Source organism: Streptomyces sp. NPDC102402 (genome assembly GCF_044765765.1).
Classification (GTDB): domain Bacteria; phylum Actinomycetota; class Actinomycetes; order Streptomycetales; family Streptomycetaceae; genus Streptomyces.
Genome location: NZ_JBIWKR010000006.1, coordinates 81,939 through 95,928, shown reverse-complemented (window position 1 = coordinate 95,928; position 13,990 = coordinate 81,939). Strand labels below are relative to the sequence as shown.

The following is a 13,990-nucleotide window of genomic DNA, read 5'->3' as shown; positions in this document are numbered from 1 at the left end:
AGCGGCCGCTCCCGGCGTGGTGCGGGAGCGGCCCGCGGTGCGGGGTTCAGCGGCGGCCATGCCCGCCCGAGCCGCTGCCGAGTCCGTCGGCGTCGATACGGCTGGTGCCCTTCTCGACCTGCTCGATGTTGTGGTCGCGGGTGTCCTTCATCATCCGGACCTGCCCGACCGTGGCGTCGGTGATGCCCACCAGCGCGTCACGGATGGACAGCATGGTGTCCTTGGTGGTCTGCCGCTCCTTCTGCTCCTGCGGCTTGGCCTTCTCCGCGAACTCACCTTCCGAGCCCGGCCAGTTCACCGTGGGAGCCAGTTCGTCGAGGAACTCCTCGGTCATGCTCCTGGTGAGGGCGCCGATCTCCTCCAGCTGTCCTGCCAGCGCCTCGATGCGCTGCGGATCGACGTAGTACCTCTCGCCCATCCTCAGTCCCCTCCCTCTTCGCCGAGTGCGTCCCGCCAGCCGGGGACCGCCCGGCCGCCGCGCGCCGTGTCCTCGTCGTCGCGGAGCACGTCAGGGCCGAAGATGCGCTCCCACTCCAGCTCGAAGCCCTTCAGCTCCGGCACGTCGCTGCTGGGCTCGGCGAAGGGGGCCATCGCCTTCATGACGTGCCGGTTCATCTTCAGGCGCGCCGCGCTCGCCGCCTCCAGGACGCTGGCGGCCAGCTCCTGCGGGGACATGTCGCGGTACTTGTTCTCCAGGAACTCGATCCCGGTCAGCTCGCCCTGGGGGCCGGCGGTGGCCCGGACCGCACGGTCGGAGGAGAGCGACGAGAACGACGCCGTCCGCAGTTCGCGCTCGGTGCGCGCCACCGCTTCCTGGGCCGACCGCAGTTCGGCCATGGCCTTCTCCAGGCGCTTCTCCAGCGGTTCCGTCACGCCCGCTCTCCTTCCTCTCCGCAGGTCTCTCCGGACGCCCGATCGGGGCGTACGGTCCTGAACGGTGTGTCAACTGCTCTGTCGATCTTGCCTGGTGGACGTCGGGCGAGGGAAGCCGGGGGTGGCTGGGACGCCTCCGCCCGTGATGGGCAGGCCGCCGTGGCACGCCGGACCGGGGCGCCGGGACCTGCCGCCGTGGCGCGCCGGATCCGGCCGCCGGTCATCGGCCGATGACGGCCGGCGTGCCGCCCTCCTCGGTGCCCCACACGTCCGCGTCCTCCTCCAGGTAGTCGGCGGAGGTGGTGGCCCCGTGGCGCGGCTCCCCTTCCTCCTCCGGTGTGTCACCGCCGGTGGTCTGCACCCGGCGGGCCGGGGCCAGGAAGGTGTCGCTGTCCTCCTGACGGTTCCACGGGCTGCGCCGGCGGCGGTTGCGGCGTTCGCTCTCCTCCGCCGCGTCGACCAGGACGGCGCGAACCCGCTCGCCGTTGCCCTTCTCGCCGCCTCCGCCCATGCCGCCCATGCCGCCGCCCATCGGCATGCCCGGGCTGCCGGGCGTGCCCGGCGCTCCCGGCGTACCGGCCTGGGCGGCGCCCGCGAGCGGGGTGCCCGCGCCGGCCGACGGGCCGTCCGAGAGTGGGGCGACGGTGCCGAGGCCGTCCGGGGAGAGGGAGCCCGGTCCGGAGAGGCCACCGCCGAGGGCGCCGGCACTCGCCTGTCCCCCGCCGACACCCAGGTCGGAGAACGGCACCTCGCTGGTGGTGCCGCCACCGCCGATCGTGTCGAGGCCGCCGAGTCCGCCCGACCCGCCCGCTCCGTTCAGGCTTCCCAGGTCGCCGAGGCCACCCGATCCGTTCAGGCCACCGAGATCACCGAGCCCGCCGAGACCACTCGAACCTCCGTCACGCCCTGCCTGGTTGAGGTCGTGCAGGTCGACCGTGTCGGTCCTGCCCCGCGGGTCGGTGACAGTGGCGATGCCGGTGTCGGGGTCGATGACCTGCTTGCTGCCGTCAGGGAAGGTGGTGGTCAGCTGACCGTTGTCCAGGGCGGTGGTGGAGCCGTCCGGGTTGGTCACCGACGCCCCGTGGGTGAGGTCGGTGGTCACGGTGGAGCCGTCCGGGCCGGTCATGGAGAACGACCCGGTGTCCGGGTCGAAGACACCTTTGCTCCCGTCCGCGAAGGTGGTGGCGAAGTCGCCGTTCGTCAGTGCGGTGTGCCCGCCGGTCGGCGTCTCCAGTCCGGACGGACCGCCGTTGAGACCTCCGAGGTCACCCAGGTCGCCGATCGACTGGGTGGGCAGGTCGGCGTTGATGTCGCCGAGATCCCCCGGACCGCCGAGGCCGTTCCGACCGTTGAGATCACCGAGGCTGCCGAGGTTCTGGGTGGTGGTGGCGCCGTCGGGGTCGGTGGTGGTGGCCTGGCCCGTGGTGGGGTCGACGACCTGGGTGGTGCCGTCGGGGAAGGTGGTGGTCAGCCTGCCGTCGTCGCCGAGGGAGGTGGTGGACCCGTCGGGGTTGGTCACCTTCACGCCGTCGCCCAGGTTCTGGGTGGTGACGCTGCCGTCCGGGTGCGTGGTGGTGACCAGCCCGCTGCCCGGGTCGAAGGTACTGGTGCTGCCGTCCGGGAACTCCGAGGTGAGCTTGCCCCCGTCCAGCTGGGTGCTGCCGCCGGTGGGGGTGTCGAGGGAGCCGCCGGCGCCGTTGTTCAGGTCTCCGAGACCGCCGAGGTCCTGGGTGATGGCCTGGTTGGCGTCGTTGACAGCCTTGTTGGCCCCGCCGGGGCCGCTGTTGAGCCCACCGAGTCCGCCCAGGTTCTGGACCGTCGGGGGCGGGACAGCGGTGGATCCCTGCTGGTTGCCGTTCTCGGCGCCCGGGTCGTTCAGGTCGCCGAGGCCGCCGAGCGTCTCGGTGACCGCCCTGTTCACGTCACCGTTCACGTCGCCGGGCCCGTTGCCGCCGCCGGGGTTGTTCAGACCACCCAGGTCGCCCAGGCTCTCGGTGACCGGCTTGTTGCTGTTCAGCAGGTCGTCGAGACCGTCGAGGTTCACCTGGCCGCCCCCACCGGGGCCGTTGATGTTGCCGAGGCTGTCGCCGAGCGCCTTGGACTGTTCCTCGGCCTGACGCCTTGCCTCTTCCTCCTCGGCCTTCTGTTCCGCCCGCAGTTTCTCGGCGTAGGCCTTGTCCTCCTCGCGCTGCTTGTTCGCCTCGTCCCGCAGCTTGTCCTGATATGCCTTGTCCTCGGCGCGCTGGGCCTCGGCCTCGGCCCGCAGTTTCTCGGCCTCGGCCTTGTCCTCCTCGCGCTGCTTGTTCGCCTCGTCCCGCAGCTCGTCCTGGTACGCCCTGTCCTCGTCGCGCTGCCGGTCGGCCTCGTCCTGGGCTTCCTTGAGCTTCTTGTCCGCCTCGTCCTGCTCGTCCTTGAGCTTCTTCTCCTCGTACTCCTCCGCGGCGGTGCTGGTCGACTTCGGCTCGGGGATGTTGTCGGAGAAGTCGTTGCCCAGCTCGAGGAAGTGGTTGTTCAGGGCGGACTGCACCTTCGCGGCGGGCTTTCCGAGGTAGTCGTCGATCCCCTGCGACCAGAGCTTGACCGCCGCGTCGCCGACCTTCGCCCAGTTCGCGATGTCGGTCAGGTCGCCGTATTCGGGGTGCACCTGGGTGAACCCCTCCTTCGGACTGTGGCTGATCGTCGTGTTGTACTGCGAGGTGTACGACTGGATCTCCGACTTGTCGACGTTGTGCTGGTCCACCCACCGGCCGAGTTCGTCGAGGACGTAGCGCAGCACCTGATGCGGGTCGTAGTAGGCGGACTTGGCCCAGGCCAGCCACGCGTCCAGCAGATCGTTGGCGGCGTCCACCAGGTAGGAGCGCCCCAGCGACAGGGCACGTGAGTAGACCGTGGACCCGGTGCCGGCCTCGTCCCCGGTGCCGGACGTGTTGTTGAACGTCTCCACGTAACTGTCGTAGTTCTCGCGGATCTTCTTGACCAGACCGCGGAAGACCTCCGCCGCCTCGCCCTTCCAGCCGGCGTCGTCCCGGCCGAAGCGCTCCTCCCAGTCCTTGAGCACCTCGGCGTGGTCCTTGAAGAACTTGGCCGCGAAGTCGAACGACCGCCCGGTCTCGTCGAAGGAGTTCAGGTCCACCACACCGGCCGTGGGTACGCCCAGGTCGCTGAACCTGGCTTCCTTCGTGCTGCCGGTCAGGAGTTGGAGGAGCGCGGCCCGCGGTCCGTTCATGTAGCGGGCGAGCGCCACCGTGCTCATCTTGTCCTTGTTGTAGTCCGTGAACTCGTTGCCTTCGCGGACCTGCGCGTCATGGACGTCGTCGGAGCCGGGAGCGGCGAAGATGATCTCGTCCCCGGCCTTCACCCGGCCCTCGAAGACGATCCTGGCCTGCCGGATCGAGTACTTCTTGCCGCTGTCGAAGAACCAGATGTCGTAGTCCTCGCCCGCGTTCATCAGGAAGCCGGAGTCCTTGACGAGCAGGCCGAGGCTCTTCTCCTGGATGTCCATCCGGAAGAGCTTGCCCCCGTGATCGGAGCGGAGGGTGTCGAAGACGGTGCTGCGGTCCGGCACCGGGTAGCCGGTGATGTGGGTGACCAGAGCAGCCCAGACGTCGTCCGGCGTGTCGTTGACCTCCGCGTACTTCGCGACGTGGTCGTCGGAGTCGTCGTCGTATCCCTTGGCCACCGTGCACTCTTTCCGGTCGGTTGTCCTTCGGTGCGGCACACCACGTCCCCGCGCAGGCGTGCGGCAGGGGGTCTCTCACGCGGGCGCTCCGGCGCGGGGCGCCGGCCGCACGCGGCGTGCGCTCAGGTGCTCTCTTCGCCCGTCGACCCGCTGGTGAGCGTGTCGACCTCTTCGAAGTTCTGCAGCAGCGTCTGGGCGTCGATCGCGTCGAGGTTCTTGTTCTTGGTCTCGTTGGCGTCGTCGATGGTCTCGCTGAGCGCTTCCTTGAGCTCCTTGAAGAGCTTCATCTGGTCGCCCAGCAGTTTGTCGATGGCTGTGGCGGCGGTGCGGATGTCCGCCAGGAGTGCCGGCCCCGAGACCAGTTTGTCGGTGGCCATCTTGCCGATGCGCAGGAGCTGCTGGTCCTGGTCGAGGTTCTCCGCGGTGGTGTGCCCGTCGATGAGGTCGCCGAGCGGCCGGGTGTCGGGGCCGTTGCCGTCCTCGCGGTGCTTCTTCGCGGCGGTGTACACCGGATGCACCTCGTTGTCGCGGAAGTTCTCCATCTGCTTGAGGTCGAAATGCTTGACGTCGGCCCTGTCACCAGCCATGGACGTCCTCCTGCGGTTCGGTACCGGACGGGGGTCTGGGGCGGGCCGTACGGACGGGAGAGCCACGGCCGGGCCCAGGAACTGCCGTCCGGATCATGCCGGGGAAGCGTGTCCCGGCATGATCCGGACGAGGGGCTCAGCGGGCCCGCACGCTGCCCCAGTTGTCGGCGCTCCTGCGCTCGTCACGGGAGTGGTTGTCGTGGATGCTCTGCACCAGCTCGCCGCTGTCGCCGAGGAGCAGGGCCATGTTCTTGGTGGCCTGGTCCCACTCGGCCTGGACCCCGCGGTACATCTGCTGGTCGTCACCCTCCCAGGAGGTCACGAGCGGCCTCAGCTCGTCCTCCAGGTTGTTGAGGGTCGTGATGATCTGCTGCGTCTGGCCCTTCAGCTCCTCGATCGCGTTCCGGACCGTGGAGTACTGCACATCGATGATGCCGTCAGCCATGACTGCTCCTCTCGGGTGGCCGGGCTGGGGAGCCCGGCGAGCTCACGTGTTCCGGCCCGCTCCGCGGGGAACCGGTTCCGCGGGGGTGGGTCAGCGCAGCGCTTCGAAGACGCCCTGGCTGGTCTTGCTGTTGAGCACCTCGGTCAGGTCCTGGTTCTCCTTCGCCAGGCGGTCGGCCGATGTCACGTTCTCCTGGAGCGCGTCGACCATCTTGCTGATCTGGACGACGACCTTCTGCGCCTCGCCGTTCCAGCTGCGGAAGAGCTTCAGCAGGGCCTGGCCCTCGTCGCCCCCGACGCCCGAACGCGCGGCGATCTCGGCGACGTTGTTCTGGATCTTCTCGACCGCGCTCCGGGCCGACTCCAGGGAGGAGACACCTCCCAAGCCCTTGGCATAGTCCGCTTTCCTTGAGCCAGTGTCCGCCATGTCGCGCTCCCTTCCTTCAGACCAGTCTTGTTGCGCCGTTGCCTTGCCGAGGCTAAAGAGAACCCGGCGTTCCGCGCAACGCGTGTGGGGAAGATTTGAGCATAGGTCAGTTCCTCAGAACCGCTGCATGGCAACGGAGTTGTCCCGGTGTTTCCACGAGATGAACCAGTCCTGGCGAGCACCGGATTTCCGGCGGGCGGCTGCTCGCCGAGCGGCGCGATACGGCCGGGAATCGGGCAGGGAAAGGAGCGGAACGGTCATGCGTGCCGCCCGTTCCGGGCGGCACGCGGTGCGTGCCCGGGAATCCGGGGACGCGACCGCCCGGATATCTGAGGTTCATTTGAGGTTTCTCGCCGTGTCCGGCACCCGGGAAATCGGCGCGAGCCGCGCGGAGTCTTATCCGACCGATGCTTTTCTCGTTCTTCGACGCCCTATACGGGATTTTGCATGGATCAGGCCGCGGAGTCGGCTGTGCCGGAAGGATCCCGCGTGTCCGCCTTGCCCTCCCCCTCCTCCTCGTCGACGCCGCACCGTGGAGCCGTGACGCGGGGCTCCGCCGAGCCTGTGGCGGCGGCCGGGTCGAGGTCCGCACCGGTCGGGAGGGCGGCGAGCAGGGGTGCCGGGACGGAGCCGATGTCCCCCTCGGCGTAACCGAGCGCCGCCAGTGCGTCCTTGGCCGGCACGCGGTACTTCACGCCGTTCTCCGCCACCAGGTACGTCGTCCCGCCGTGCGCGGCACCGCTCGCGTTCAGGGCGCGGACCAGGGCGCCGCGTCCCGGGCGCACCACCGTGGCGTCGGTGCGCCCGCAGGCCGGGCTCAGCGGCTGGGCGGTGCCCTCCGACACCACGACCGGTGCGAGCCGGGCCAGCGGGACCAGCACCGACCTGATCCGGGTGCCGCCGTCGTCCCCGTCCACCTGCGCGCACAGCGCGGTGCCGCGGGGTGCGGGCTGCGGGGCCGGAGGCGCGTCCGGGAGGTCCGCCGTTCCGGGGGTGGCCGAGTCCTTCGCACGGTGGGCGCGCAGGGCGTCCGCGCCGACGTCCCGCGCCTCGGGGGACCGGCCCTGGTAGGCGTCCCTCTGGGTGGCCGGGTCGCCGAGCACGAGGGCCGCGCCGAGCCGCGTGAGCGGCACCAGCCCGTCCTTCCGCAGCAGGTGGTAGGTACTGCCACCGCCCGGCACCTGGACGTTGAACACCTGGCCGATCCGGCTGGCCTCGCCGCCGAGGACCGGGCCGTCCTGACCGCGCCCGGGAACCGCGGGAGGCTTGAGGGCGGGGCCGGGGGCCAGGGCGTCGAGGAAGGCCGCGGAGACCGGCATCGGCTGCTCCGAGCCGTAGCCGAGGGCGTTCCGGGCGTCGGACTCCCGGTCCAGCGGAAGCCGGCTGCCGCGCCACACCAGGTACTCGGTGTCACCGGGGCCGCGCACGAGCACTCCGCGGTCTCCGCCGATGTCCTGGGAGTCCAGGGGTGCCCCGGCGACCACGGTGGTGGCCCCCGGCTCGTCCACCCCGTTGCCCGCCACGGCTCCGGAGGTGCTGGGAAGCGCGCCGCCCGGTCCGGTGACGCACATGTGCCAGGCCCCGTTGTCGAGTTCACCGGGTCCGGGCACCGCGTCGGGCGCGCCGGGTATACCGGCGGGGGCGCCCACGGGGACGTCCCGCAGCGACGCGGTGGCGACATCCGCGGTCTCCAGGTCGGAGCCTCCGATCAGCCGCGCGGAGGCGTAGTTGCGGATCGGGTGCAGCACGCCGTCGGTGCCGGTCCACAGGTAGCGGGCACCGGTGTCGCGGTTGACGACCAGGTGCTCACCGTCCCGCCAGCCGTCGTTGCCACCCGGGCGCAGCAGCCCGAACACCGTGGCGCCCGCTCCGATCAGTACGGTCACCAGTACGCCGAACACGACGCCGCGGGTGGTGCGTCCCAGCGGGCTCTCCGCGGCGTCCGGGTCGGCGGTCAGCAGGCCCGAGCTGAGCCTGCCCATCATGAACGTGTGGGCCTGTACCTGGTCGCGCTTGGACTGCACTGCCTCTCCTCACCAACTCGTTTCCCATGTCCCGGTGTGCGGGCGTACTCAGCCGAACAGGCCGCGCAGCCAGCCGAAGAGACCCGCGACCCACAGCGTGAGCGGCAGCAGCGCGACGGCGAAGAGGGTGTGGGCCAGTTCGGCCGCGCGCCCCCAGTACGGCAGCAGCCGGCGGCCGGGCACCGTCCAGGAGGCGGTCACGAACCCGGCCGCCGCGGCGAGCAGTACAGCGAAGACCACGAGGCGCCCTTCGCTCCCGCTGTCCACCGCCCAGGCGCGGGCCAGGAGCAGCAGCCCCCAGATCCCGGGCACCGCCAGGGACAGCCGCTGCCAGATGTGCACCAGGCCCCGGGAGTGCAGGAGGAGGAGCAGGCCGAGGGTGAGAGCGGTCAGCACCTCGGGCAGGTCTGGGTGCTCGGCGAGGACGGTCAGTGCGGCCGCGGCGATGACGCCGGTGGCGGCGAAGAGCGCGGCGACCCAGCGTCCGGCCAGTTCGGTGCGCTCGGCGACCTCGTCGCCGGCGTAGGGGTCGATGCCCTGCTGGAGCTCGGCGGCCGAGGACGGCAGCGCGGGCATCCGCATCCCGGCCAGCTTGAAGGCGAACGGCGCGACCGTGCCGGCGGCCAGCGCGACGACCGTCGCGACCAGCGCCACCGCCGCGGGGGCTCCCAGGCCGGTGTATCCCATCAGGGCCCCGGCGATCGCGGTGGCCACCGAGACGACCGCGGTGGCCAGCAGGCCCGGTGCGCCGACCGCGGTGGCGGCGAGCGCGATGACCGCGCCGCCCGCGCCCGCGGCGCCCGCCGCGAGCAGCCGCGCCCCCACGACCTGGGCCGCGTCCGGGCCGGTGACGTCGCCGCCGGGCAGCACCCAGCCGGCGAGCGCCAGGCACGGGGCGACCAGCAGGCCGAGCGCCGTCGCGGAGAGGCGGTCTCCCACGGCCCGGCTGGCGGAGCCCGCACCCGCGAGCAGCAGCAGCCCCGCGACCGCCGCGCACGCGGCTCGGGAGGACGCGGAGGCGCTCACCCCCGGCCAGAACACCAGCACGAGGGCGGCCGCGACGGTCGCCACCGCGGTGCCCACCAGCAGGCCGCGGGCCGCCTCGGGATGCCAGGTGTGAAGCCGCCGGCCCGCGGTGTCGGCCATCCCGTCCACGAGGTCGTCCAGTCGCGCCTCGGGCAGCGCCTCGGTGTGCGGACGCAGATAGAGGACGGCGCCGTCGGACAGTCCGGCGCCGACGAGGGTGGTCTCCTCGTCGAGCGGGGCGTCGCCGAGCCTCTGGAGCACCCAGCCGGCGTGGTCCAGCCCGGCTTCCTCGGCCTCCTGGCCGACGTAGCGCAGCAGCGTGGGCAGCAGGTCGGCGACCGGTACGTCGGCGGGCACGGCCAGATCAACGGTGACGCTCGGCGCACGTACGGTCAGGCGGCACGACTCGGCCACCGCACTGTCGGTCATCAGCTGAACTCTCGGCTTCCGTGGGGGACTTCGACTGGGTGGGCCCCGGGAGAGGGGGTGTGCGAACAGTACGGAAGGTCCGTACGGCCGGGAACACCTGCCTGGCCCGGGAATTGGGTTGCCGCGCACTGCGACGACCGTCCCCGCGTGGACAGTTCGCGTTCCGTGAATGCAGACTACTGCCTACGACCACCGGGTCGTATTGCGGACCGGACTCACTATCCGGTATGCAATTGGCCGTCAGGGGAGTTGGTCCTCCCCGGCTGTCCGCCCGAAACATTCACCCGGCGTTCACCGCGGCATGCGGGACCCGGAGAATCAGCGCGGTGCGGTCTTTCCCACTACCGGGCGCACCGGTATTCGGTACGGGCCGGAAAGCCGTAAAACCGGAGGTTCTGTTCCTTGAGTGTGGTGCTGTTCCGCCGTCCGGCCCGCCGTCGCGGCCCGGAGATGCCCGAAGGGCAATTGACGCTCCAGGAGCCGCCGGTCCTCGCCGAGACCGTGCCGGACACCTCGGCGATATGGACCTATCTGCCGATGGCGCTCATGTCGGTGTCCATGATGCTGATGTTCCTGCGACCGGGTGGCGGCAACGGCGTATTCATGTATCTGGCGATGGGCGTGATGGCGCTCTCCGCCGGGGCCATGCTCCTGGGGCAGCTGATGCGCCGCTCCAGCGAGCGCAAACAGCGCCTTAAGGGCGAACGCCGCGACTACCTCCGCTATCTGGCGCAGACCCGCAAGCGGGTCAGGACCACCATCGCGGAGCAGCAGCGAGCACTCGCCTGGCGCCATCCGGAGCCCTCTTCGCTCCGCTCCCTGGCCCGCACCTCCCGTCTCTGGGAACGCCGCCCGGCCGACGAGGACTTCGGTGAGGTCCGTCTGGCGGTCGGCGAACAGCAGCTCGCCCTCACCCTGGAACCGGTCTCCACCCGCCCGGTGGAGGACCTCGAACCTCTCTGCGCACACGCCCTGCGCCGTTTCATCCGGGCCTACTCCACCATCCCCGAACAGCCGCTCGGCCTCTACCTGCGCTCCTCGGCCCGGATACTGCTGCGCCCGGAGGAGGCACCGGAGGGGGCGTCCCCCGAGGGGGGTGCCCCCTCACGCGAGGAGAACGCCCCCGGCGCCGACGCGGTACGCGCGCTGGTGCGCGCCGTGCTGGGGCAGCTCGCGGTGTTCCACGCGCCGGAGGAGCTGTGGATCGCCTTCTGCGTCAGCGACGAACGGCGACCCGACTGGGAGTGGGCGAAGTGGCTGCCGCACGTGCTCGACCCGCACGAGGAGGACGGCGCCGGCCAGGTGCGCCGGATCACCGCTGATGTCGCCGAGCTGGACGATCTGCTGGGCGCCGAGTTCGCCGAACGGCCGGACTTCGACCCGGACGCCCGCCCCGGCCGCGACGAGCCCTACACCGTCGTCGTCCTGGACGGCGTCAGCGTCCCCGAGGGCCACCGCTGGGAGGGGCACGGCTACCGCAACGCCCTGGCCCTCGATGTCTCCGGCGCGCTGCGCTGGCGCCCCGGCCGCAACACACTGCGGCTGACCGCCGGGCCCGACGAGGTGAGCCTGGTGCGCACGGACCGCAGCCGCAAGGAGCGCTCCGTGCCGCTCGGCCGGCCGGACCGGCTCGGCCTGCTCGGCGCGGAGTCCCTGTCCAGGCTCCTCACGTCACGGCGGATGAGCCTGGGCACCGACATCGCGCAGCCGCTGGACTCCGACGTCGAGCTGACCACACTGCTCGGCATCCCCGACCTGCACCGGCACGAGCCGCGGACCCTCTTCGACCGGAACACCGGATCCGCCCGGTTGCGGGTGCCGATCGCGGTCGGTGTGGACGGCCGTCCGGTCGAGCTCGACATAAAGGAGTCCGCGCAGGGCGGCATGGGCCCGCACGGCATGCTCATCGGCGCCACCGGTTCCGGCAAGAGCGAGCTTCTGCGCACCCTCGTCCTCGGCCTCGCCCTGACCAACTCCTCCGAGACCCTCAACTTCATCCTGGTCGACTTCAAGGGCGGTGCCACCTTCCTCGGCCTGGAGGAGCTCCCGCACACGTCCGCCGTGATCACCAACCTCGCCAGCGAGGTGGCCCTGGTGGAGCGCATGCAGGACGCCCTGCACGGCGAGCTCATCCGCCGCCAGGAGCTGCTGCGCTCCGCGGGCAACTACACCTCCGCCCTGGAGTACGAGAGGGCGCGTGCCGCCGGGGCCGGTCTCGCCCCGTTGCCCAGCCTGTTCGTGGTCGTCGACGAGTTCAGCGAGCTCCTCTCCGCCCACCGGGAGTTCATGGACCTGTTCGTGATGATCGGTCGCCTGGGCCGCTCCCTCGGGGTGCATCTGCTGCTCGCCTCGCAGCGCCTGGACGAGGGGCGCATGCACCAGCTGGAGAGTCATCTGTCGTACCGCATCGGACTGCGTACCTTCTCCGCCATGGAGAGCCGCGGGGTGCTCGGCGTACCGGACGCCTACGAACTGCCGGCCCAGCCCGGCAGCGGCTACCTGAAGTCCGGTGTGGAGGCGCTGACCAGGTTCCGTGCCGCCTACTCGTCCGGGACCTACCGGCGCCGTACGGGTGCGGTGGTGCAGGCCCGGGTGGCCAGCCAGGTGGTGCCGTGGACCAGCGGCTGGGTGGTGCCGCGCACGGTGGCGCCTTCGGCCGTGCCGGAGCCGGAGACCGAGGAGAGCGGTGACGAGGAGGCCCTGCTCGACGTGGCCCTCGACCGGCTGCGCGATTCCGGTCTCGCCGCCCACCAGGTGTGGTTGCCGCCGCTGAAGGAGCCCTCCGCCCTGGACGCCCTGCTGCCCGGCATCGCCCCGGACCCGGAGCGCGGTCTCAGCGCCGCCGGCTGGTCGGGCACCGGCAGGCTGCGGGTCCCGGTCGGTCTCGTGGACAAGCCGTTCGAGCAGCGGCGCGACCCGCTGGTCGTGGACCTCTCCGGAGCGGGCGGACACGTCGCGGTCGCGGGCGGCTCGCAGAGCGGCAAGTCCACCCTGACGCGCACGCTGATCACCGCTCTCGCCCTCACCCACACCCCCGCCGAGGTCCAGTTCTACTGCCTCGACTTCGGCGGTGGCGGGCTCTCGCAACTCGCAGCCCTCCCCCACGTCGGCGGTGTCGCCGCGCGGCTCAACCCGGAGCGTGTGCACCGGGCCGTCGCCGAGGTGATGACGCTGCTCGCCCGCCGTGAGCAGTTCTTCGTGGACCACACCATCGACTCCATGAACTCCTACCGCCGCCGCCGGGCCGCCGGGGAGTTCTCCGACGAGCCGTTCGGCGACGTCTTCATGGTGGTCGACGGCTGGTCCACGGTCCGCCAGGACTACGACGGCCTGATCCCGAAGTTCAACGAACTGGCCGCCCGCGGCCTCAACTACGGCATCCACCTGATCATCACCACCACGCGCTGGGTGGAGCTGTCCGCCCAGGTACGTGACCAGGCCGCCACCCGTCTCGAACTGCGGATGGGCGACCCGATGGACTCCGAGATCGACACGCGCAAGGCCCGCTCGGTGCCGCGCACCGGCGGCCGGGGGATCACCGCCGACAGCAAGATGCACTTCCTCGCCGGTCTGCCCCGCCTGGACGGCAGCGGCTCCCTCGACGACCTCGGCGAAGGTGTCGCCCACCTGGTGGCCGAGGTCTCCCGGCACTGGTCCGGCCCGCCCGCCCCTCAGGTGAGGATGCTGCCGCACCGCCTCCCGCTCGCCGAACTCCCCGCACCCGAGGCCACCGAGGGCGGAGGCATGCGTCTCCCGCTCGGCATCGACCAGGATTCCCTGGAGCCGGTCTGGCACGACTTCAGCCGTACGCCGCACCTGATCGCGGTCGGCGACACGGAGAGCGGCAAGACCAACCTGCTACGCCTCGTCACCAAGGGCATCACCGCCCGATACGCCCCGAACGAGGCGAAGATCATCGCGGTGGACTACCGCCGCACCCTGGTGGACGCCGTCCCGGAGGAGTACCGCATCGGGCACGTGATCTCCCTGGACAACCTCAAGGACACCATCGACGGTGCGGCACGCGCACTGAAGACCCGTGTGCCAGGGGCGGACATCGCCCCCGCCCGGATGCGCCGGTGCGACTGGTGGACCGGGCCGCGTCTCTTCATCCTGGTCGACGACTACGACATGGTCTCCGGCAACTCCTTCCAGAGCCCCTTCGAGCCGCTCTTCGAGAGTCTGACGCTCGGCTTCGAGATGGGCCTGCACCTGGTCGTCGCCCGCAGCGCGATGGGAGCCGGCCGTGGCCTCAGCGACGGTCTCGTACGCCGCCTCGACGAGGCCAACAACCCGGCCGTCCTGCTCTCCTGCCCGCCCACGGAAGGCCGTCTCTTCGGCGACGCGAAGCCCCTCAACCTCCCTCCCGGCCGTGCCCTGCACATCGCCCGCCGCAAGCCGCGCCTGATGCAGACTGCGCTGGTCGAGGAGAACCAGGGTCAGTAGGACCGGCGAACGCGACGACGCCCTCCCGGAAGGATTCCGGGAGGGCGTCGTGCCG

Annotated in this window: 9 protein-coding genes; 1 reads left to right on the top strand and 8 read right to left on the bottom strand. The window is 71.1% G+C overall.

All coding sequences use genetic code 11. From position 1 onward, the window contains the following. Positions 1 to 46 precede the first annotated feature (46 nt). The 8 genes from ACIRJR_RS19815 to eccD form a co-directional block, all read right to left on the bottom strand. Positions 47 to 418, bottom strand: a complete 372-nt coding sequence (locus ACIRJR_RS19815) for a hypothetical protein (RefSeq protein ID WP_403782179.1) — start codon at positions 416 to 418, stop codon at positions 47 to 49. A 2-nt stretch (positions 419 to 420) separates the two neighbouring features. Next, a complete protein-coding gene (locus ACIRJR_RS19810; protein WP_403782176.1) occupies positions 421 to 873 on the bottom strand; it encodes a YbaB/EbfC family nucleoid-associated protein in 453 nt (150 codons plus the stop codon). 220 nt (positions 874 to 1,093) lie between these two features. Next, positions 1,094 to 4,552, bottom strand: coding sequence for an AAWKG family protein (locus ACIRJR_RS19805; RefSeq protein ID WP_403782173.1), 3,459 nt, complete (start codon positions 4,550 to 4,552; stop codon positions 1,094 to 1,096). A gap of 122 nt (positions 4,553 to 4,674) precedes the next feature. Continuing rightward, positions 4,675 to 5,139 carry a type VII secretion system-associated protein gene (locus ACIRJR_RS19800; protein WP_403782170.1) on the bottom strand — a complete coding sequence of 155 codons (465 nt, stop codon included), beginning with the start codon at positions 5,137 to 5,139 and terminating at the stop codon, positions 4,675 to 4,677. A gap of 136 nt (positions 5,140 to 5,275) precedes the next feature. Beyond that, complete coding sequence (locus ACIRJR_RS19795; RefSeq protein ID WP_362933362.1) at positions 5,276 to 5,584, bottom strand: WXG100 family type VII secretion target; 309 nt, start codon at positions 5,582 to 5,584, stop codon at positions 5,276 to 5,278. 90 nt (positions 5,585 to 5,674) lie between these two features. Further along, positions 5,675 to 6,010: a hypothetical protein gene (locus ACIRJR_RS19790; protein WP_099176577.1), complete on the bottom strand. Its 336-nt coding sequence runs from the start codon at positions 6,008 to 6,010 to the stop codon at positions 5,675 to 5,677. Between the two features lie 452 nt (positions 6,011 to 6,462). Continuing rightward, positions 6,463 to 8,034, bottom strand: coding sequence for a type VII secretion protein EccB (gene eccB / locus ACIRJR_RS19785; protein ID WP_403782166.1), 1,572 nt, complete (start codon positions 8,032 to 8,034; stop codon positions 6,463 to 6,465). A gap of 48 nt (positions 8,035 to 8,082) precedes the next feature. Then, a complete protein-coding gene (gene eccD, locus ACIRJR_RS19780) occupies positions 8,083 to 9,489 on the bottom strand; it encodes a type VII secretion integral membrane protein EccD (protein WP_403782163.1) in 1,407 nt (468 codons plus the stop codon). Between the two features lie 402 nt (positions 9,490 to 9,891). Between eccD and eccCa the strand changes: the two genes are divergently transcribed. Further along, positions 9,892 to 13,935: a type VII secretion protein EccCa gene (gene eccCa / locus ACIRJR_RS19775; RefSeq protein WP_403782160.1), complete on the top strand. Its 4,044-nt coding sequence runs from the start codon at positions 9,892 to 9,894 to the stop codon at positions 13,933 to 13,935. The last annotated feature ends 55 nt before the right edge of the window (positions 13,936 to 13,990 follow it).